At 49.7% G+C, this 20,788-nt stretch carries 17 protein-coding genes; 9 read left to right on the top strand and 8 right to left on the bottom strand.

What is annotated here, in order from left to right:
* The first annotated feature begins 9 nt into the window (after positions 1 to 9).
* Positions 10 to 1,143, top strand: a complete 1,134-nt coding sequence (locus tag ACM67B_RS05285) for a polyamine ABC transporter substrate-binding protein (protein ID WP_416190456.1) — start codon at positions 10 to 12, stop codon at positions 1,141 to 1,143.
* A gap of 83 nt (positions 1,144 to 1,226) precedes the next feature.
* On the opposite strand, the gene hpnC is transcribed toward ACM67B_RS05285, so the two are convergent.
* From hpnC to ACM67B_RS05270, 3 genes are all read right to left on the bottom strand, one after another.
* Positions 1,227 to 2,042: a squalene synthase HpnC gene (gene hpnC / locus ACM67B_RS05280; RefSeq protein WP_416190455.1), complete on the bottom strand. Its 816-nt coding sequence runs from the start codon at positions 2,040 to 2,042 to the stop codon at positions 1,227 to 1,229.
* 75 nt (positions 2,043 to 2,117) lie between these two features.
* A complete protein-coding gene (locus tag ACM67B_RS05275) occupies positions 2,118 to 2,897 on the bottom strand; it encodes a ferredoxin--NADP reductase (RefSeq protein ID WP_416190454.1) in 780 nt (259 codons plus the stop codon).
* A 128-nt stretch (positions 2,898 to 3,025) separates the two neighbouring features.
* Positions 3,026 to 4,186, bottom strand: coding sequence for a trans-sulfuration enzyme family protein (locus ACM67B_RS05270; RefSeq protein WP_416190453.1), 1,161 nt, complete (start codon positions 4,184 to 4,186; stop codon positions 3,026 to 3,028).
* Positions 4,187 to 4,390: 204 nt separating this feature from the next.
* Between ACM67B_RS05270 and folE2 the strand changes: the two genes are divergently transcribed.
* Positions 4,391 to 5,164 (top strand): GTP cyclohydrolase FolE2, encoded by a 774-nt coding sequence (gene folE2, locus ACM67B_RS05265; RefSeq protein ID WP_416190452.1) that lies wholly within the window; start codon positions 4,391 to 4,393, stop codon positions 5,162 to 5,164.
* Positions 5,165 to 5,389: 225 nt separating this feature from the next.
* Entirely contained in the window at positions 5,390 to 7,201 is a 1,812-nt protein-coding gene (dsbD, locus tag ACM67B_RS05260) for a protein-disulfide reductase DsbD (protein WP_416190451.1), read from the top strand.
* A 58-nt stretch (positions 7,202 to 7,259) separates the two neighbouring features.
* Here the strand turns inward: dsbD and ACM67B_RS05255 are convergent, their stop codons facing one another.
* Positions 7,260 to 9,212 carry a Dam family site-specific DNA-(adenine-N6)-methyltransferase gene (locus ACM67B_RS05255; protein ID WP_416190450.1) on the bottom strand — a complete coding sequence of 651 codons (1,953 nt, stop codon included), beginning with the start codon at positions 9,210 to 9,212 and terminating at the stop codon, positions 7,260 to 7,262.
* A gap of 197 nt (positions 9,213 to 9,409) precedes the next feature.
* Between ACM67B_RS05255 and mfd the strand changes: the two genes are divergently transcribed.
* The 3 genes from mfd (at position 9,410) to tpx (ending at position 14,505) form a co-directional block, all read left to right on the top strand.
* A complete protein-coding gene (gene mfd / locus ACM67B_RS05250) occupies positions 9,410 to 12,820 on the top strand; it encodes a transcription-repair coupling factor (RefSeq protein ID WP_416190449.1) in 3,411 nt (1,136 codons plus the stop codon).
* Between the two features lie 151 nt (positions 12,821 to 12,971).
* Positions 12,972 to 13,973, top strand: coding sequence for an adenosine deaminase (locus ACM67B_RS05245; protein ID WP_416190448.1), 1,002 nt, complete (start codon positions 12,972 to 12,974; stop codon positions 13,971 to 13,973).
* Positions 13,974 to 14,007: 34 nt separating this feature from the next.
* On the top strand, positions 14,008 to 14,505 hold the full coding sequence (tpx, locus tag ACM67B_RS05240; RefSeq protein ID WP_416190447.1) for a thiol peroxidase: 498 nt from the start codon (positions 14,008 to 14,010) through the stop codon (positions 14,503 to 14,505).
* A gap of 64 nt (positions 14,506 to 14,569) precedes the next feature.
* Here the strand turns inward: tpx and ACM67B_RS05235 are convergent, their stop codons facing one another.
* The gene (locus ACM67B_RS05235) at positions 14,570 to 14,896 is read right to left on the bottom strand and encodes a YegP family protein (RefSeq protein WP_416190446.1); all 327 of its coding nucleotides are present in this window, start codon (positions 14,894 to 14,896) and stop codon (positions 14,570 to 14,572) included.
* Between the two features lie 199 nt (positions 14,897 to 15,095).
* On the bottom strand, positions 15,096 to 16,136 hold the full coding sequence (bioB, locus tag ACM67B_RS05230) for a biotin synthase BioB (protein ID WP_416190445.1): 1,041 nt from the start codon (positions 16,134 to 16,136) through the stop codon (positions 15,096 to 15,098).
* Between the two features lie 185 nt (positions 16,137 to 16,321).
* On the opposite strand from bioB, the gene ACM67B_RS05225 reads away from it, so the two are divergent.
* Entirely contained in the window at positions 16,322 to 16,981 is a 660-nt protein-coding gene (locus ACM67B_RS05225) for an HAD family hydrolase (protein ID WP_416190444.1), read from the top strand.
* A gap of 391 nt (positions 16,982 to 17,372) precedes the next feature.
* On the opposite strand, the gene ACM67B_RS05220 is transcribed toward ACM67B_RS05225, so the two are convergent.
* The gene (locus ACM67B_RS05220) at positions 17,373 to 17,633 is read right to left on the bottom strand and encodes a hypothetical protein (protein WP_416190443.1); all 261 of its coding nucleotides are present in this window, start codon (positions 17,631 to 17,633) and stop codon (positions 17,373 to 17,375) included.
* A 218-nt stretch (positions 17,634 to 17,851) separates the two neighbouring features.
* Positions 17,852 to 17,986, bottom strand: coding sequence for a hypothetical protein (locus ACM67B_RS05215; protein ID WP_416190442.1), 135 nt, complete (start codon positions 17,984 to 17,986; stop codon positions 17,852 to 17,854).
* 26 nt (positions 17,987 to 18,012) lie between these two features.
* On the opposite strand from ACM67B_RS05215, the gene ACM67B_RS05210 reads away from it, so the two are divergent.
* Together ACM67B_RS05210 and ACM67B_RS05205 are read left to right on the top strand one after the other, a co-directional pair.
* The gene (locus tag ACM67B_RS05210; RefSeq protein WP_416190441.1) at positions 18,013 to 19,812 is read left to right on the top strand and encodes an assimilatory sulfite reductase (NADPH) flavoprotein subunit; all 1,800 of its coding nucleotides are present in this window, start codon (positions 18,013 to 18,015) and stop codon (positions 19,810 to 19,812) included.
* A gap of 469 nt (positions 19,813 to 20,281) precedes the next feature.
* Positions 20,282 to 20,788, top strand: coding sequence for a hypothetical protein (locus ACM67B_RS05205; protein WP_416190440.1), 507 nt, complete (start codon positions 20,282 to 20,284; stop codon positions 20,786 to 20,788).

The raw sequence follows: 20,788 nt of genomic DNA, 5'->3' as shown, positions 1-20,788 counted from the left end.
GAACACACGATGCGCAAACATTTGTCTTTAATCGGCTTGGCCGTGTTGACTCTCGCCGCCTGTAGCGGCAATCCCGAAACGAAACAAAGCACCAGCCAAGCTGCAACCAACAACGGCGGCGTGTTGAAAATCTACAATTGGTCGGACTATGTCGATCCGAAAACCGTGGCCGAGTTTGAACGCAAAAATAATATCAAAGTCAGCTACGATGTTTACGACAACGATGAAACCTTAGAAAGCAAAGTCTTAACCGGTAAATCCGGCTATGATTTGGTCGGCCCGTCTAATGCGTTTATCGGTCGCCAAATTCAGGCCGGTGCGTATCAAAAAATCGACAAAACTTTGATTCCTAATTATAAAAATCTCAATCCGCAATTAATGGCTTTGATGGAAAACGTTGACCCCGGCAATGAATACGCCGTGCCGTTTTTCTGGGGCACCAACACCTTTGCCATCAATACCGAACGCGTAAAAAAAGCCTTGGGCGATATGCCCATGCCGCAAAACGAATGGGATTTGGTGTTCAACCCAAAATACACCGCCAAGTTGAGACAATGCGGCATCAGCTATCTCGACAGTGCGGCGGAAATGTATCCGATGGTGTTGAATTATCTGGGTAAAAATCCAAACAGCAGCCAAACTGAAGACATTCAGGCGGCCACGGATTTACTCAAGCAAAACCGCCGCAACGTGAAGCGTTTCACGTCATCCGGTTTTATTGATGATTTAGCGCGCGGCGATACTTGCGTGACCATCGGTTTTGGCGGCGATTTGAACATTGCCAAACGCCGTGCTGAAGAAGCTGGTGGTAAAGAAAAAATCCGTGTGATGATGCCGAAAGAAGGCGTGGGAATTTGGGTGGATTCGTTTGCCATTCCGAAAGATGCCAAAAATGTGGCCAATGCCCATCAATACATCAATCATTTTTTAGAGCCGGAAACCGCGGCGCAAAATGGCAATTTTGTCACCTATGCCCCATCAAGTATGCCGGCCAGAGCCTTGATGGACGCGGATTATCGGGACGACAACACGATTTTCCCGAGTGATGAAGATTTGAAGAACAGCTTTATTATGGTGCCGATTGAGCCGAATGCGTTGAAGTTTATGGTGCAACAATGGCAGGGTTTGAAGGCAGGGAAATAGACTTTGATAGTCAACAAACAGGCCGTCTGAAAAGCAATAATCAATAAAATTACTGCTTTCAGACGGCCTGTTTTATTCAAAAGTTATTTCTTCTGAAACGCGCGTTTGACGATAATCATCCAGTCTTTTTTATCCAACACCGGCCGCTCGTTAAACACATCGTATTTAATGCCGTCGAGCTTTTGCAAAATCAACTGGCCGCCGATAATAATCATACGCAATTCAAAACCAATTCGGCCTTTGAGCGTTTTACCCAAGGGCGAGCCGCCTTTGAGCATGCTGAAGGCGCGTTCACATTCGTGCGCCATCAAGCGTTGGAAAGCGAAATCGGCTTTACCTTCGGCGATTTGCTGCTCGGTGACTTTGAAGCGCGCCAAATCGTCTTGCGGAATATACACCCGCCCTTTTTGCCAATCGACGGCGACATCCTGCCAAAAGTTAATCAGTTGCAAAGCGGTGCAAATGCCGTCGCTGCGGGCGATGCTCACGGGGTCGTGTTCGCCGTAAAGATGCAGCAAGATGCGCCCGACGGGATTGGCCGAGCGGCGGCAGTAATCGACCAATTCACCAAAGGTTTGATAGCGTTTTTTCACCACATCTTGCTTGAACGCGGAAAGCAAATCGTAAAATGGCTCAAGCGACATGTTGAAAGGTGCAATCGCTTCATGGTTGAGCTGCTGCATAAGCGCGGTTTGCGGCGCTTCGCCCTTCTGGATGCGGTCTAACTCGTGTTCTAAATGGGTCAAATCTTGCAAACGGCTTTCATCGCTGGCATCGCCTTCATCGGCAATGTCATCTGCCGTGCGGGCAAAGGCATACACGGCGTGAATGGGTTTGCGCAAACGGCGCGGCAAAATGATGGAGCCGACGGGAAAATTTTCGTAGTGGTTGACAGACATAATGTGTTCTTTGTGTGGTGTTTTTTCAGACGGCCTGTTAAATGAAAAGGCCGTCTGAAACAGATTGCAGCCTAATCAAAAGCCGTTTTCCATCATGATTTGACCGGGTTCGCGGTTGCGATGCATGGCGTAGCCCAAGTCCATCAAGGCTTGGAAGGTGTCTTTCACCATCGCCGGATTACCACATACCATAAAGCGCGTATCGGCTTTGTTGAACGTAAAACCAATGTGTTTTTCCAAACCGCCTTCCAGCAGCAAAGCCGGAATGCGTTGGTTGGATAAGGTGTTTTCAGTGGTTTCGCGTGTGGTGACCGGCACGAACACCAGTTTGTGGAAATGCTCTTCAATCAGCGGATGGTCTTTCAAATCGGCCAAGCGTTGGTTAAAAATCAATTCGTCGGCATACGATACGGAATGCACCAGCACCAAACGCTCGAAGCGCTGCCAGATTTCCGGCTGCTCGATGATGGATAGAAACGGCGCAATGCCGGAGCCGGTAGAAAGCATGACCAAATCTTTGCCGTCTGGAAAACGCTCGGGCAACAGGAAACCGGTGGCGGTTTTGTCCAGCAGGATTTCATCGCCCGCCTGCATTTTTGCCAGTTTGGCCGACATCGGGCCATCTTCAATCAACACGGCGAAATATTCCAAGGTATCGGCATACTCAGCAGATACCACTGAATAAGCGCGCCAGATAAAGCCTTCGCCGTCGCGGAAGCCCAAGCGCGAAAATTGGCCGGCGGAAAAGCGGTAGGCTTCGGGGCGTGTGATGGCGAATGTCATCAGCTTGGGCGTGTGGTGTTTCACCCATAACACTTTTTCTTCGGTGAACTTGGCTTCAGGTGCGGCGGCCATAATGTTTCCTTTGGTCAAAAATATTTCAGACGGCCTTGATTATACGCTAAGGCCGTCTGAAAAATAACAGTAAAGTTTTTATGGGAATTTATGATGCCGTCCAAATGATTTTCAGACGGCCTAGATATTTACAAAGTCGTATCCAAGGCTTTAGAAATATCCTGCCAAATATCGTCCACATCTTCAATGCCGATGGAAAAACGCAGCAAACCGACTTTGATGCCCATTTCCATTTTCACATCGTGTGGCACGCCGCTGTGTGATTGCGAATAGCAATGGTTGACCAAGCTTTCTACGCCGCCCAAGCTGGATGCCATTTTGACCAAATCCATGTTTTGAATCACGCTGTTGGCTGCTTGCTTGGTGTCGTTTTTCAGATAAATCGTCACCACGCCGCCGATGCCCTTAGGCATTTGCGTTTTAGCCAATTCATAATGCTCATGCGACGGCAAACCCGGATAAAACACTTTTTCTACCGCCGGATGGTCTTGCATGCGTTTGGCGATTTCCAAAGCATTCTCACAATGGGTTTTCATGCGCAAGGCCAAGGTTTTGATGCCGCGCAACACCAGCCAGCAGTCAAACGGGCCGGCCACTGCGCCGCTGTTGACCATCATGCTATGCAAAGGCTTGGCCAATTCTTTGGTTTTCACCACCACCACGCCCATCAACACATCGGAATGGCCGCATAAATATTTGGTGGCCGAATGGAACACAATGTCACAGCCCATGTCCAGAGGGCGTTGCAGATACGGCGTGGCAAAGGTATTGTCGATGCCGACCAGCGCACCGGCAGCCTTGGCCTTGGCGGCTAAGGCCGGAATATCGACCAAGCGCAATAATGGGTTTGACGGCGTTTCGAGCCACAGCATTTTAACGTTGGCGTGTTCAGCCAGCAGCGCATCGAGGTTTTCGGGCTTGCTCAAATCGGCAAACACCACGTTAACGCCCCATGGCGCATACACATCATTCAACAAATCATACGCGCCGCCATAAATATCGGCTACGGCAATGATGGTATCGCCCGGTTTCAAAAACGTGCGCCACACGGCATCAATACCCGCCATACCGCTGGAAAACGCAAAACCGGCGGCAGCGTGTTCCAAATCGGCAACCGTGTCTTCCAAAATTTTGCGCGTCGGATTACTCAAGCGCGAGTAACGGTAAGGGGTTTGCTCGCCGATCTCATGGGTAGCAAACATACTGTTTTGGTAAATCGGTGGCATCAGCGCGCGCTGGTGTTCGTCGCAATCGTAGCTGGAATGAATCGCTTTGGTGGCAAATTTCATGGCACAAACCTTGTTTCGATATGAATGGCATTCATTTTATCACTATCTGAAAAATAGAAACAATTAATACCACCCTGTCCGCTAAGTGATATAATCTCGCATTTACAAAATCGGTGATCAAGCCGACCTTTTCAGACGGCCTTGAATTACTGTTTGCTGCCCACACATACCAAGCCTAGGCTTAATTCTAAGGAAAAAACACGCATGAACGCCATTGCAGACGTGCAATCCACCCGCGATTTACGCAACCTGCCGATTAACCAAGTCGGCATTAAAGATTTACGTTTCCCGATTACCTTGCGCACCGCTGAGGGTGAGCAGGCCACCGTGGCCCGCCTGACGATGACGGTATATCTGCCTGCCGAACAAAAAGGCACGCACATGTCGCGCTTTGTCGCGCTGATGGAACAGCAAACCGAAGCTTTGAGCTTTGAGCGTTTGCAGCAGCTTACGCGCGAAATGGTTGAATTGCTGGATTCGCATTCGGGCAAAATCAGCGTGAGCTTTCCTTTTTTCCGCAAGAAAACCGCGCCGGTGTCCGGCATTCAGTCGCTGCTGGATTATGATGTGACCCTTACGGGTGAAATCAAAAACGGCGCATACAGCCACAGCCTGAGAGTGATGGTGCCGGTAACTTCGCTTTGCCCATGCTCCAAAGAGATTTCGCAATACGGCGCGCACAACCAACGCTCGCATGTGACCGTATCTTTGGTCGCCAATGCCGATGTAGCAATTGAAGAAGTGATTGACTGCGTCGAATCACAAGCCAGCTGCCAGCTCTACGGCCTGCTCAAGCGCCCTGACGAAAAATTCGTGACCGAACAAGCGTATGAAAATCCGAAATTTGTGGAAGATATGGTACGCGATGTGGCTACTTCATTGATTGCCGATGCCCGCGTGGAAAGCTTCGTGGTGGAAAGTGAAAACTTTGAATCGATTCACAACCATTCGGCTTATGCGGTGATTGCTTATCCTTAAATCAATACGATACTTCATTTATCAAAGGCCGTCTGAAAGTAATAGGTTCAGACGGCCTGATTTTCATGAATATTCAATAAGATAAGTTCTCTAAAACTGATTTAACGCAAGTAAACCCGTTTCCTGTTTTTCAGACGGCCTCAAATCACTTATAATGCCGAAAACATTGATATTAAATTCTTGTTTAACCAACACAAACCTACCCCACACCGACAGGTTGTCGATATGAAAAAACTCTTTTATTTGATCTTGGCCTTTCTCGCCTTGTTTAACACGGCTTTTGCTGAGCCGATTGATGCGTCGAAGCTGTTGCCGCCTGAGCAGGCATTCCGCCCGCAAATCAATGTGACCGAACAAGGCATCAATGTGCAATTTCAGATTGCCGAAGGCTATTACCTTTACCAGTCTAAAATCATTGCCGATACCGATCCTGCCGGTGTGTTGGCTGATACGCCGCAATTTAGTTCCGGCGAAGAAAAAGAAGACGAATTTTTCGGCAAGCAAATCGTGTATCACCACGCTGCACAAGTAAATTGGCCTTACCAACAAGCGTTTGGCCAATATAAATTAACCTTGAGCTATCAGGGTTGCGCCGAAGTCGGTGTGTGCTATCCGCCGGTAGATACTACTTTCGACATCAATGGCAATGGACTGTATGAGCCGCAAGGTGACGATGCGCCGGTGTCGGCAAAAGAACGCTTTACCCAACCTGATGCCAAATCTTCAGACGGCCTGAAATCTGCGCCTGCCAAGAGCGACAGCAGCCGTTTCAAACTGTCTTGGGATACTTTGAACGCCAATCTGTTGGCGTTTTTTCTCGCCGGCTTGGGTTTGAGCTTTACCGCCTGTATGTATCCGCTGCTGCCGATTGTGTCGAGCATTGTCGTCGGCGATAAAAATGCCACCAAAGGCCGCGCGTTTGCTTTGTCGATGGTGTATGTGCAGGGTTTGGCGCTCACTTATACCTTGGTCGGCGTGTTTGCCGGTTTGACCGGTGCGCTGCTGACCGTATGGCTACAACAGCCTTGGGTAGTGTTGACTGCTGCGGCGATTATGGTGTTGCTGGCCTTATCGATGTTTGGTTTCTTCAATATCCAATTGCCAAGCTCGGTGCAATCGTATTTCCAAAATCAAAGCAACAAACTTTCCGGCGGCCGCATGGCTTCAGTGTTTGTGATGGGTATGCTGTCTGCGCTGATTGTCGGCCCTTGCGTGGCGCCGCCTTTGGCCTTTGCTTTAGGCTACATCGGCCAAACCGGTGATGCGGTATTAGGCGGCTTGGCCTTGTATGCGCTGGCCTTGGGTACGGGCGTGCCGCTGATTATCATTGGCACATTCGGCGGCCACATCATGCCGCGCGCCGGTGATTGGATGAATGGCATCAAGTCTGCGTTCGGCTTTATCCTGCTGGCGGTGGCGGTGTATTTGGCTACGCCTTACTTGCCTTATGCGCTGGTAGTGTCGCTGTATACTTTATTGTTGCTGGTGCCTGCAGTATGGTTGCTGGTGCGCGCCGGCAAGCAAACAGGCCGTCTGAAAAACGTGGCGATGGTATTGGGCTTTTTGCTGCTGATTGGCGGCGCATGGTTCGGCTGGCAAAGCTACCAACGCCAAACCACCCCCCTACACCATTTCTTAACCTTGACTCCGCCATCTGAAGCGGGACAAAGCAGCGATCACGGTATCATGTTCACCGATGTGGCCGAACTCAAAGCCGCGATGGATGCCGCCTTGAAAGCCGACCCGTCGAAACCGGTTTTGCTTGATTTCTATGCCGATTGGTGCGTTTCCTGCAAAGAAATGGCCGCCTACACGCTCAACCAGCCGCAAGTCCATGAAGTGGTGGATATGCAGCGTTTCTTCCAAATCGATGTCACTGCCAATACCGCCGAACACCAAGCCTTGCTGAAAGAATACGGCTTGTTCGGCCCACCGGGTGTGTTTGTGATTCGTGCCGACGCTACACGCAGCGAAGCTTTATTGGGTTTTGTAAAACCGGATGCGTTTATCGAATGGTATCGAGAAAACGAAAAATGATGTGACCTTAGATTAAGGCCGTCTGAAAAGTATTTTTTCAGACGGCCTTTTTATTTGATCAATAATTGGTAATCAACACTTCCTGCGTTTCGCTACTTTTGTGTTTCGCCTGATAATTGGCGTTTTGGTAATGGAAATTTAGATAATTGATGTTAAACGAATGCTCAACACACCAATCCAATAATTGCTGATGCGTTTCGCCTTTGTGTTTCATCACATTGGATAAGGCAAAGCGAATCTGATGCGCGTTGCAGGTTTGGAGAAACTGCAATAAATCCCGTTCATCTTGCGCCGTCCAGCCACCATTTTCGTTATAGACCGCCGTGCCCAGCAAATACGGCGGATCAAGATAGAGAAAGGCGTTTTGCTGCCGTAAATGCCCAATGTCTAAATCGCGGAAATCTTGGCAGGCAAAACGGATATGGCGCGTGTGCAGCCTTTCCATAAACAGCCGCAGCTTGTTGCGCAGGCTGATATTGAAATCGCGCTTGCCCACCGGTAAATTGAATTCACCTTTTTGGTTGAAGCGGATTTGGTTGTTGAAGCCGTAAAAAATCAGCAGCAGAAACAATAAATTGTCTTTCGATTGGTTGTAATCTTGCCGCAACTGGGCAAACGGCTCTTTATTGAATTTGCCCAAACCATTGTTGCTGTTGCATTCATAAAAATCGTAATCGTGGCGGAAAGTATCACTTAAGCCGTAATGCGCGATTTTTTGCTCCAATTGCGCTACCAAATTGGTATAGCTTTGGCTTTGAATAAAATTGAGTAAATCAATCAGTTGCTGGTTTTTATCAATGCAAATAATTTCATCAGCCAAGACATTGATGCCCACATTGGCGCCGCCTGAAAACACATCGTAAAACACACCAAAAGGCTCGGGCAGCTTGGCCTTGATTTGCGGCAACAATTTGCCCTTGCCGCCGGTGTAGTTCAACGGCGATTTGACGATGGTTTCATTCGATTCATTAGAGGGCATCAATGCAAACGATTCATCGCAAATGCCGACTTCACACAAAAACAAACGCTCTTTATGCTCGGTCAACTGGGTTTTACCGGTGGTAAACGCATGAAAATCCTGCTCAAATACCGACACTTTGCCCTTTTTCTGCAAAATTTCCATGATTTGTATATCGGAAATTTTGGCATTCGAGCGTGAATTGATTTTTGAACCGGTATTGTTATACGACACCAAAATATATTTGGCATCAATGTTTTCAATCAATTGGCCAAACTGCGCCGCTGCTTTTTGCGTGCAATAATCGCTTTTTAGATGGCTTCTGTCCATTTTACGCGCCACACCGTGCACTTCAGGCTTGGCGTTGACGGCAACATTTTCCAAAAAATGATAAGCATCGCCGTATTGGCGCGAATTATACGGCGGGTCGATATACACGATGTCGCTGCGAATGCTTTTCACCAGCTCATTGGCATCCTGCTGAAAAATTTGATTCCCCTGATTGTGTGCTTCTTGTGTTTGCGGCAAACGCAACACCAGCGGCTTGGCCAAATCGCCACTGCGGCGGAAAGCATCGTAATGGCCGACAGTATTGGCGATGCGGTCGATGGCATACAATAATGATGTAATCAACACCGCCTGTTCACGTGCATTGATTTTGCCTTGGGCGAACAAAGCATCGATGTCGTCACGAATCACGCCGACTTTGCGCATATTTTGGCGACTCAAAAAGGTGTCGGCAAAATGGTGCGAATAATAGTTTTCAGACGGCATATCGGTTAATTGATTGTAGCCGTCAATTAATTCTTTGATTTGCGGCCAATTCACCGATTCATCCGCCAAGAAAGTTTGATAAGCCAAAAAATTGCCGAATAAAGTATCGTTGATTTGAATGCGGAAACGGTCATTGAAGTGATGCGCGACCGCGCCCGTGCCGCCGAATAAATCGGTAAAGGTATGGCAATCGTGGCAGTGTGTGCCAATCACGTTATCAATAAAAGCCAGCAGCTTGAATTTGCTGCCCAAATAGCGGCGATTGTGAATCTGAAACATATATTTCCAAATAAGGCATCTTGTGCAACGCATTATAATGCCAAACCGCAAAAATCACGCTATGGCTACGATGATTTTTCGCTTACTTGGTCTTTCTGCCGCCAACATGATTTTATTTCTCTGATAAAATAAGCATTCCTAACATTCAGGCCGTCTGAAACCTTTCAGACGGCCTCAACCTGTTTTCATCTGCCATCATGACTTATCCGATTCCCAAACCTCAAGAAAAAACCCGTTGGCTCAATCTCTCGCAAGGCTCATTGCCGTTGGCTTTGGCACGCCATTTGCCGCACAAGCAGCTTAAAGTGGTGTTGACCCAAGATGCCGAGCAAGCCCTGCGTCTTCAGACGGCATGGCAGTTTTTCCGGCCACACGATACGGCGGTTTTCCTGCCCGATTGGGAAACGCTGCCCTATGAGCGCTTTTCGCCGCATCACGATTTGGTGTCGGAACGCTTGGCCGCTTTATGGCAGATTAAAAGCGGCGCGGCGGATGTGCTATTTGTGCCGGTGGCGACGGCGATGCAGAAATTGTCGCCGGTGTCATTCTTGGCCGGACGCACGTTTTGGCTGAAAACCGGCCAGTCTTTGGATTTAGACGCGCTCAAAGGCAATTTGATTGAAGCCGGTTACAGCCATGTATCGAATGTGGTGGCCACAGGCGAATTTGCCGTGCGCGGCGGCATTGTCGATTTGTTCCCGATGGGCAGCGATATGCCCTACCGCTTGGATTTGTTTGACGACGAAATCGACAGCATCAAAACCTTTGATCCCGACACTCAGCGCACCGTCGCGCCCGTGAGCGAAATCCGTTTGCTGCCCGCCCACGAGTTCCCTACCGACGACGATGCGCAAAAAATCTTCCGCAGCCGTTTCCGTGATGAAATCGATGCCGACTATCACGCCGCGGCAGTGTATAAAGCGGTGAGCAACGGCCATTTCGGTGCGGGCGTGGAATATTATCTGCCACTGTTTTTTGAAAACGAGTTGGATACGCTGTTTGACTATGTCGGCGCTGATGCGCTGTTTGTCTGCTTGGGCGATGTGCATGCCGAAGCCGCGCGTTTTCAAAGCGATGTCAAATCACGCTACCAAATGGCGCAAGGCGATGAAACTTACCCGCCTTTGCTTCCACAGCATTTGTATCTCACTTCCGACCAATTTGCAGGCCGTCTGAAAGCTTATGCCCAAGTGTGGCCGGATGTATTCAGCCACGACCAAAACCTGCCCGATGTCGCGGTCAACCGCCAAGCCGAACAGCCTTTGCAAGCCCTGCTCGATTTTCAGACGGCCTTTGACGGGCGTATTTTGTTGTGCGCCGAAAGTCTCGGCCGCCGCGAAACCATGACCGGCTTTATGCAGCAAAACGGCATCAAAGCCAAAGCCGTGGCCGATTGGCAGGGCTTTTTGTCGGCACACGAGCCGCTGATGATTACCGTGGCGCCGCTGGCTTACGGTTTCCAGTTGCCCGAGCAAAACATCGCCGTAATTACCGAATCGGATTTGTATCAATACGTCGCCAAATCCCGCAAAACCAACCGCCGCAAAAAATACGCCGATGTTTCAGACGGCCTGTTGCGCGATTTGGCCGAAATCAACCTTGGCGATCCGGTGGTGCACGAAGAACACGGCATCGGCCGCTATATGGGCTTGGTTACCATGGATTTGGGCGGTGAAACCGCCGAAATGATGCTGCTTGAATATGCGGGCGAGGCGCAATTGTATGTGCCGGTGTCGCAGTTGCACCTTATCAGCCGCTATTCCGGCCACGCCCATGATAATGTGCAATTACACAAACTCGGCACCGCGGCATGGAACAAGGCCAAACGCAAAGCCGCCGAAAAAGCACGCGATACCGCTGCCGAATTACTCAATCTCTACGCCCAACGCGCCGCGCAGGAAGGCCATAAATTCGACATTAACGAATTGGATTACCAAGCCTTTGCTGATGGTTTCGGCTATGAAGAAACCGAAGACCAAGCCGCCGCCATTGCTGCAGTGATTAAGGATCTAACCCAAGGCAAGCCGATGGACAGATTGGTATGCGGCGATGTCGGTTTCGGTAAAACCGAAGTGGCCTTGCGTGCCGCATTTGTGGCCGTGATGGGCGGCAAACAAGTGGCCGTGTTGGCACCGACCACGCTTTTGGTCGAACAACACGCGCAAAATTTTGCCGACCGCTTCGCCGATTTTCCGGTTAAAGTGGCGTCTTTATCGCGCTTCAACAACAGCAAAACCACCAAGGCCGTCTTGGAAGGCATGGCCGACGGCACGGTCGATATCGTCATCGGCACACACAAATTGGTTCAGGGCGACATCCACTTCAAAAATCTCGGTTTGGTGATTATCGATGAAGAACACCGCTTCGGCGTGCGTCAAAAAGAGCAACTCAAACGCCTGCGCGCCAATGTTGATATCCTCACCATGACCGCCACGCCGATTCCGCGCACCTTAAGCATGGCGCTGGAAGGCCTGCGCGATTTCTCACTGATTACCACCGCCCCGAGCCGCCGCTTGGCCGTGAAAACCTTTGTCAAACCGTTCAGCGAAGGCAGCGTGCGCGAAGCCGTGTTGCGCGAATTGAAGCGCGGCGGGCAAGTGTTTTTCCTGCACAACGAAGTCGATACCATCGAAAACATGCGCGAACGCTTGGAAGCCCTGTTACCCGAAGCCCGCATCGGCGTGGCGCACGGCCAATTGCGCGAACGCGAGTTAGAACAAGTTATGCGCGACTTTTTGCAACAAAGGTTTAACGTCTTGCTCTGCTCGACCATTATCGAAACCGGCATCGACATCCCCAACGCCAACACCATCATCATCAACCGTGCCGACAAATTCGGCTTGGCGCAACTGCACCAACTGCGCGGACGCGTCGGCCGCAGCCACCACCAAGCCTACGCCTATCTGCTCACGCCCGAATACATCACCAAAGATGCCGAAAAACGCTTGGATGCGATTGCCGCCGCCGATGAATTGGGTGCCGGCTTCACCCTTGCCATGCAGGATTTGGAAATCCGCGGCGCGGGCGAAATCTTGGGCGAAGGCCAAAGCGGCGAGATGATGCAGGTCGGCTTCACGCTGTATACCGAGATGCTCAAGCAGGCTGTACGCGATTTGAAAAAAGGCCGCCAGCCCGATTTGGATGCGCCGCTGGGCGTGACCACCGAGATCAAGCTGCACAGTCCTGCGCTGCTGCCCGACGATTACTGCCCCGACATTCACGAACGCCTGGTACTCTATAAACGCTTGGCCACCGCCGAAACGCGCGAACAAATCAACGCCATTCACGAAGAATTGGTCGACCGCTTCGGCCTGACCGAACCTGCTGTGAAAACCTTGATTGAAAGCCACCATTTGCGCTTGCAGGCCAAAGAAATGGGTATTGCCAGCATCGATGCCAACAATGAAGCGGTGACCATCACTTTCGGTAAAAACAACTTAATCGACCCGACCGAAATCATCATGCTGATTCAAACCAACAAAAAATACCGCTTAGCCGGTGCCGACAAGTTACGCTATAGCGCGGAAATGGAAAATATTGATGTGCGGATTAATACGGTGAAGGAAGTACTGAAGACATTGAAAGAAAAAATATTGGTGGCAAAATAGGCTGAAAACCTATACACATATTAACGGGCAGCCAAAATAAGATACTCACTAGACATAATGATTGACCACTGTAATAAATATAAAAAACAACACTTAATTAACCAAACAACGGCCCCAATAAAGGCCGTCTGAACACGAAAGCCATCATGCCATGACACGCAACGAATTAATCGCCACCCTGCCAAAAGCCGAACTCCATGTCCATATTGAAGGCACATTTGAGCCGGAATTGATGTTTGAAATTGCCCACCGTAATGGTGTTGCCATCCCTTACGCCGATGTGGAGGAAATCCGTGCAGCTTATGATTTTCATAACCTGCAGTCTTTTTTAGATATTTATTATGCCGGTGCGGCGGTATTGCTGCATGAACGCGATTTTTATGATTTGACCCGTGCTTATCTGTTGCGCTGCCGTGAAGACAATGTCACCCATACCGAGATTTTTTTCGATCCGCAAACACATACCGAGCGCGGCATAACATTTGAAACAGTGATCAACGGCATCGACCGCGCCTGCCGTGATGCCGCACAAGAATGGGGTATTTCCAGCCGTTTGATTATGTGTTTTTTGCGCCATTTGTCGGAAGAATCGGCATTTGACACGCTGGAACAGGCTTTACCGTTTCGAGACAAAATCATCGGCGTGGGTCTGGATTCAAGCGAAGTCGGCCACCCACCGTCCAAATTCGAGCGTGTATTTGCCAAAGCGCGTGAATACGGCTTGCTGGCCGTGGCGCACGCCGGTGAAGAAGGCCCACCGGAATATGTGTATGAAGCCTTGGATTTACTCAAGGTGGCACGCATCGACCACGGCGTGCGCTCGGAAGAAGACGATGCGCTGATGCAGCGCTTGATTGATGCGCAAATGCCGCTAACCGTCTGTCCGTTGAGCAATCTCAAGCTGAAAGTAATCAATCACTTGAGCGCACACAATCTACACCGCATGTTGCAACGTGGCGTATTGGTAACGGTGAATTCTGACGATCCTGCCTACTTTGGCGGCTATGTGAATCAAAATTTTATCGAACTGGCAGAGGCTCTCGATTTAAGCAATGATGACATCCGTACGCTGTGTAAAAATTCGTTCAAAGCCTCGTTTATCAGTGATGCGGAAAAAGAAGCGTGGTATCGTCGCATTAATGAGACTGTTTAACCGTAGGACTTAACTTAATCAGAAAGGAATCCATATGGCTCAAGTAACATTTAAAGGCGATCCGGTAGAAGTAGGCGGCACCCTGCCACAAGTCGGCCAAACCGCCCCTGCATTTACCTTGGTGGCCACCGATTTATCCGAAAAAAGTCTGTCGGATTTTGCCGGTAAGCGCAAAGTGCTGAATATTTTCCCAAGCATCGACACCGGCGTGTGCTCAAAATCGGTACGCGAATTCAACGAGCGCGCCACCGGCTTAGATAACACCGTCGTTTTGTGTATTTCCGCTGATTTGCCGTTTGCCTTGGCGCGTTTCTGCGGTGCCGAAGGCATTGAAAATGTGACCTCGCTTTCGACTTTCCGTTGCAAAAACTTCAAGCAAGACTACGGTACAGAAATTCAGTCTTCTCCACTTAAAGGCCTAAATGCCCGTGCAGTGGTGGTATTGGACGAAAACGACCAAGTATTGCTCAGCGAATTGGTGTCTGAAATCGGCGAAGAGCCGGATTATGATGCGGCTTTGGCTGTGTTGTAAGCATTAAAATCATCAAGGCCGTCTGAAATTAAAGTTTCAGACGGCCTTTTCATTAAAAACTATTTCAACCTTCCAATACACTGGCTGCAGCGGCTTCTGCGTTCACTTTGGCAATCGCAGCTTCACGCGCGGCTTCATCGGCAAAAAGCGGGCTGGTGCCAATGATTTGGCCGTTGGTGGCCTTGAGGTTAAAGTAGAATTTGCCGTTGTTGCTTGCCTTTAACTCATAGCGTGCATCTTCGGCAGAATTTTTTCGGATCGACTCGATACCGTTTTGCGCAGAAGCTTTGCTGTTGTACTGTTCGCTTTTTAATAAGGTCTTATCATCATCACCCAGCAGGCTGAAGCTGAAATGACCATCATCGCTCTTACGTAATTCAAATACTGCCATGCTACACACTCCTTTCTCCAGTTGACTGTGCCATTCTCTATAACAGAGAGCGTAAATGAAAGACATTCCAAATAATATAAAAACAGCTTGCAATCGTGTCAATTAAATATATGCAAACTTTATAGATATCATGTAAACATGATGATTTCGTGATGATACAAATCAGGCCGTCTGAAACGTTTCAGACGGCCTTTGGCAATCAATAATCCACTTTAATGGCCGATGGTGCTTCAGCTGCTTCTGCTTGATGACTCAACGGCACCAAATCTAATTTATTCATCAGCAGACGGTCGCCGTCTTCATCCGGATTGTCGGTGGTTAAGAGTTTGTCGCCGTAGAAAATCGAATTGGCTCCGACCAAGAAACACATGCCTTGGGTCGATTCGCTCATACCCGTACGCCCTGCACTCAAGCGCACAAAGCTTTTCGGCATGGTGATGCGCGCTACGGCAATGGTGCGCACAAATTCCGTCCAATCCAAATCTTGTGCTTCAGCCAACGGCGTGCCTTCGACTCTAACCAATTGATTAATCGGCACACTTTCCGGCTGCGGGTCAAGATTGGCCAAGCTGGCAATCAAGCCGGCGCGTTCGGCACGGGTTTCATTCATGCCGACAATACCACCACAACACACTTTCAAACCGGCATGGCGTACTTTGCCCAAAGTATCCATGCGGTCTTCGTGTTGACGTGTATGAATGATGTCGTTGTAGCGCTCGGGGTCGGTATCGAGATTGTGGTTGTAGTAATCCAAGCCGGCTTCTTTCAAATCTTCGGCCATGCCGTCTTCCAACATGCCGAACGTACCACAGGTTTCCAAGCCCAAGGCTTTCACGGCTTTGATGATTTCGGATACGGTTTCCACGTCTTTCGGCTTCGGCCCGCGCCATGCCGCACCCATGCAGAAACGGCTGGCACCGCGTGCTTGTGCAATTTTGGCTTTGGCGACAATTTCATCGACATCCATCATTTGTTCTTTACCCAAGTCAGTATTGTGATGCGCCGATTGCGGGCAATAGGCGCAATCTTCGGGGCAGCCGCCGGTTTTGATGGAAAGTAAGGTGGAAAGTTGGATTTCGCGCGGATTAAATTGCTGGCGGTGGATTTCGGCAGCCTGATAAACCAAGTCTAAAAACGGCAAGGCAAACAAAGCTTCTACATCGCATTTTTTCCAATAACGCGCAGTGGGATGCGGCTTGCGCTCGGTTTGGCGGCGCAAGGCTACGGGAGAGAGAGTCATGTTGTGTTCTTTCTAAATTCACAGCGGCGCAATGACGCTGATGGCTTGACTGCCGGCACAATGACGACAGCGGCGGATAAAGGCCGTCTGAAGGACAGCCGTATCTTTATGCAAGGATTTAGGCTATGATTTCAGACGGCGTGGAAAGTGTAACCTGTTTAAAAAACCACCGCAAAGGATTTTTCATGAGTGCATTCAAATTAGCAATTTTCGATTGCGACGGCGTATTGGTCGACAGCGAACGCATTACCTGCGAAGTATTGACCCAATGCTTGGCCGAACTCGGCTTGGTGATGGACAGCCAAGAAGTCTGGCGTTTGTTCGTTGGCAAATCCATTCCCAAAAGCATGGAAATGATTGGTGAAATGTTGGGCGAAAGGCCGCCTGAAAGCATGTGGCAGGAATTTGCCAAGCGCGCCAATGCCGCATTGAAAGAAGATGTTGAAGCGGTGAAAAACATCGAAACCGCACTGGATGCGCTTGAGATTCCCTATTGCGTGGCATCCAACGGTGACTTTGCCAAGATGAACACCACGCTCGGCGCTACCGACCTGCTGCCGCGTTTTCAAGACAAAATGTTCAGCGCCACTCAGGTCAAAACAGGCAAGCCGGCACCGGATTTGTTTTTGCTCGCCGCAGAAACCATGGGCTACGCGCCGCAAGATTGCGTGGTGATTGAAGACAGCCCCACCGGTGTCGTCGCCGCGCTTGCTGCCGGCATGACACCATTTGGCTATGCCCAGTGGACACCGCATGCGACTTTGCAGGAAGCCGGTGCGCGGATATTGTTTGACGATATGGTGCAACTGCCGCAATTGATTCGGGATTATCCGTCATCAAAATAAAAGAAAATTTCTTATTTTAACTAATTAATCAATATCTTATGCATTTTACGCCATGCTACATAGCGGTTGCCACCGTTTGGCCGTTTGCATCCTTCACATCCTTGATGCCAAACCATTTCAACAGGGCATTCATCGCTAACCATCTGCTTCTCGGTTGCGCTGGATTCCTGCCCGCGCATGACCGCACATTCGGCAAGATTCATCTGCATTTTAAGAAAGAAGCGGCCTAACTCATGCGTGAATGTAGACGCATCAGCCTGTTGCAATAAAGCAATGGTATTTTCACTCGGGCTAAAAAACCACGCTCGGATTGATCCAGTTGATTTTCAAAATCGACAGGGGTATTATAGTTCTCGTGGGATATGCCTTCTTTCGTTTCGGACGTTAGGGTTTACAGGGACACGGCGTGATTTAACACTTCAAGGGCATTGGCCGATTGAGGATACTTCCACGCAGAAACGGTGCGTAAATCGCGCCGTTTTTTGCTTGCACCAGCCAGATACACCATTACCCCATCATCAAACTCTTTAGCAAAAGCCATGCGTTTGTTATTGGTTCCGGCCATATCTTCAAAGTGCACCGCGTCATAATCCGCAACAATCTGCAGAATACGCTCAATATTGGTTTCCGTAATCACAATTTGGCTGCGCAACGCTTCACTTCCCGAATCACCATGATTTTTTCTATACCTGCTACGACCAATGCCGCATATGCCGTATAAATCGCTGCTTGTTTGAGCCTATACAATCGTTTCCATAAGCTGATTGACTAAATAGATCATCAAGACTTCCCACAGCGAATCCACCACGCGCAGCCTGATTCAGACGGCCTTATGGTATATGCCATCTGAAAACTTATAACGAAAACGCATTAAATTAAAACCAACCATTCTTTCCCTTTTTCAGACGGCCTGTATAAAGTAACGCTACCTTCAAATGCCTGCTGTTGCAGGCATACGCAGCACAAAATCAAAATGTGGCGACCGTTGCCGACAATATTCAGCAACGCACCGCCTCGACAAAGGAACCGTCATGAGTCAAGCCAATCCGTTACCTGCCGAAATTTCGGCGCAACTACCTGCCCTGTCGCCAACCCAACTGGCTTGGCTGTCGGGCTATTGCTGGGCACAAAGCCAAGGCGCTGTAAGCGGTGCTGGTGTGGTACCAGCTGAGTTTGCCGCTGAAACCGCTGCCCCTGCTGTTGCCCGCCGTGTTACCGTATTATCCGCTTCGCAAACCGGCAATGCCCGTCGCGTGGCCGAATCTCTACATCAAAAACTCGAAGCCGCCGGCGTGAGTGCGCGCTTGGTTGGTGCGGCCGACTTCAAGAGCAAAACCTTACCTGAAGAAGACATTTTATTGCTGGTAACTTCCACCCAAGGCGAAGGCGAACCGCCGGAAGAAGCCGTGCCACTGTATAAATTCGTGTTCGGCAAAAAATCACCTGATTTGAGCAAACTCACCTTTGCTGTATTGGGTTTGGGCGATTCTTCTTACCCGAATTTCTGCCAAGCCGGTAAAGATTTCGACAGCAAATTCGCCGGATTGGGCGGCAGCCGTCTGACTGATTTGGGCGTGTGCGATTTGGATTTCCAAGCCGCTGCCGATGCGTGGGTCGATGCGCTGGTGCCAAAAGTAGCCGAACTTTTTGCTCAAGCGTCTGCCGCACCTATCGCTAATGCTACTGCCGCTTCGGCAGCCACAACCGGCGGTGCAGTGTATACCAAAGAGCAGCCTTACACCGCCACTTTATCCGTGCGCCAAAAAATTACCGCACGCACGGCCGAAAAAGATGTTGAACACATCGAAATCGATTTGAGCGGCTCAGGTATTCAATACCAAGCCGGTGATGCATTGGGCATTTGGCCGTTGAACGCGCCCGATACCGTGCAAGAAATCTTGAATCTTGCCCAATTAAACGGCTCAGAAACGGTCAAACTCGCCGATGGCAAAGAAACCGATCTTCAGACTGCCTTAACCGAGTTTGCCGACATCACGCAAAATACCCCTGCTTTCCTGCAGCAATATGCCGAATTGACCGACCACGCCGAGCTGCGCGAAATCGTGTCCGACAGCGACAAACTCGATGCCTATCTGGCGATTACACCGCCTGTGGGTGTGTTGGCGACCTACCCGAAAGCTTTGGATGCGCAAACCCTGTTCGGCCTGTTCCGCCCGCAAACTCCACGCCTGTATTCCATCGCTTCGGCGCAGGATGAAGTCGGCGAAGAAGTGCATCTCACCGTCGGCGTGGTGCGTTTCGACCATCACGACCAAACCTACACCGGTGCAGCTTCGGGCTTTATCGGCGAGCGTTTGGAAGAAGGCGGCGAAGTGAAAGTATTCGTCGAGCCCAATCCGCATTTCCGCCTACCTGCCAACGGCGACACGCCGATTATCATGATTGGTGCAGGCACCGGTGTGGCCCCGTTCCGCTCGTTTATGCAGCAACGCGAAGCCAACAGTGACGGCGGCAAAAACTGGCTCTTCTTCGGTAACCAACGTTTTTCCGATGATTTCCTGTATCAAATCGAATGGCAGCAATTTCGCAAAGACGGCTTACTGACCCGTGCCGATTTGGCCTGGAGCCGCCAAGGAAAAGACAAAGTGTATGTGCAGCACAAAATCACGGAAAACGCCGCTGAAGTGTGGGCATGGCTGCAAGAAGGCGCGCATGTGTATGTGTGCGGCGATGCAACCCGCATGGCACGCGATGTCGAAGAAGCTTTGTTGACCGTGATTGCCGAACAAGGCGGATTAAGCCGCGATGATGCAGAAGACTACCTCAACGATTTGCGTGAAGACAAACGCTACCAACGCGATGTGTATTGATTAACTATCTCGATTTTCCTCCACCTTGAAGTAGCTTATGCCGTCTGAAAGATTTCAGATGGCCTTTTTTTCAGACGGCCTTTACATGTTTGGCGGTAAAAATCCAGTATAATGCCACTTAAACACAGCAATAAGGTAAAATAAATTGGAAGGATTACAACAGCTTATACAAATGTTAATCGCATTTGTGAATTGGATATTGAAATTACTCGACTTTTTGTTTTAAACTTAAGCCCAATCATTCATTTATTAAAGCAGATTTTCCATCATGCACACGCAAATTCGCTCAGTTGCTTATTTCTATTGGTACCACACCAACGTGCGGTACTTTTTTGCGCTTGTCTGAAGCATAGAGAAATAAGCAAACGCGAAACATGCCGCCACGTGAAATCGGGCGGCATTTTTGTTTTCAAGCTTTAACGGTTGCCGCCCAAAAATCAAAAACACCCAAACTTTTAAGGAGCAACCCATGAAACCCGCCACCACTACCTTCACCCAAGCCAACCCATTGCACCGCTGCCGCATGATTGTCGATGGCAATATCCACCGCAGCGATTTGTGCGACGGCACATTGCCCGATGCTTCGGCAAACCTGATTAGCGAAGCCATGCTGCCGAACATCCGCACTATCGCCACCTTAATCGCCGCCGAACGTCATCAGTTCAATCAAGCCAGCCCGGCCGTGTTCACCGAAGAAGCCGATTTCTTTGCCGCCCGCATTTTGGTTTTGGGTGTGCGCCGCTTTCATCTCGACATCACCTTAATCCCGATGCTCAAAACCGCCAACCAACGCGCCCAAGCCTTCGCGCTCAAACATAATTTGCCGTTTACTCCGGCCGATATGCAAATGGCGCTGCACCCCAACCGTCCGGCCAACCTGCTCATCATCGAAACCGAACACAAAATGGAAAGCCAAGGTAATTTGATTGCCAACACTTTAGCCTTTGCCGCCAAATTGCCGCGTTTGCCTTTGTAA

This window comes from Neisseria sp. CCUG17229 (assembly GCF_047839235.1).
In the GTDB taxonomy this organism is placed as follows: Bacteria; Pseudomonadota; Gammaproteobacteria; order Burkholderiales; family Neisseriaceae; genus Neisseria; species Neisseria brasiliensis.
Note: the sequence above shows the minus strand (reverse complement) of the source record. Positions and strands in the feature narration are given on the sequence as shown.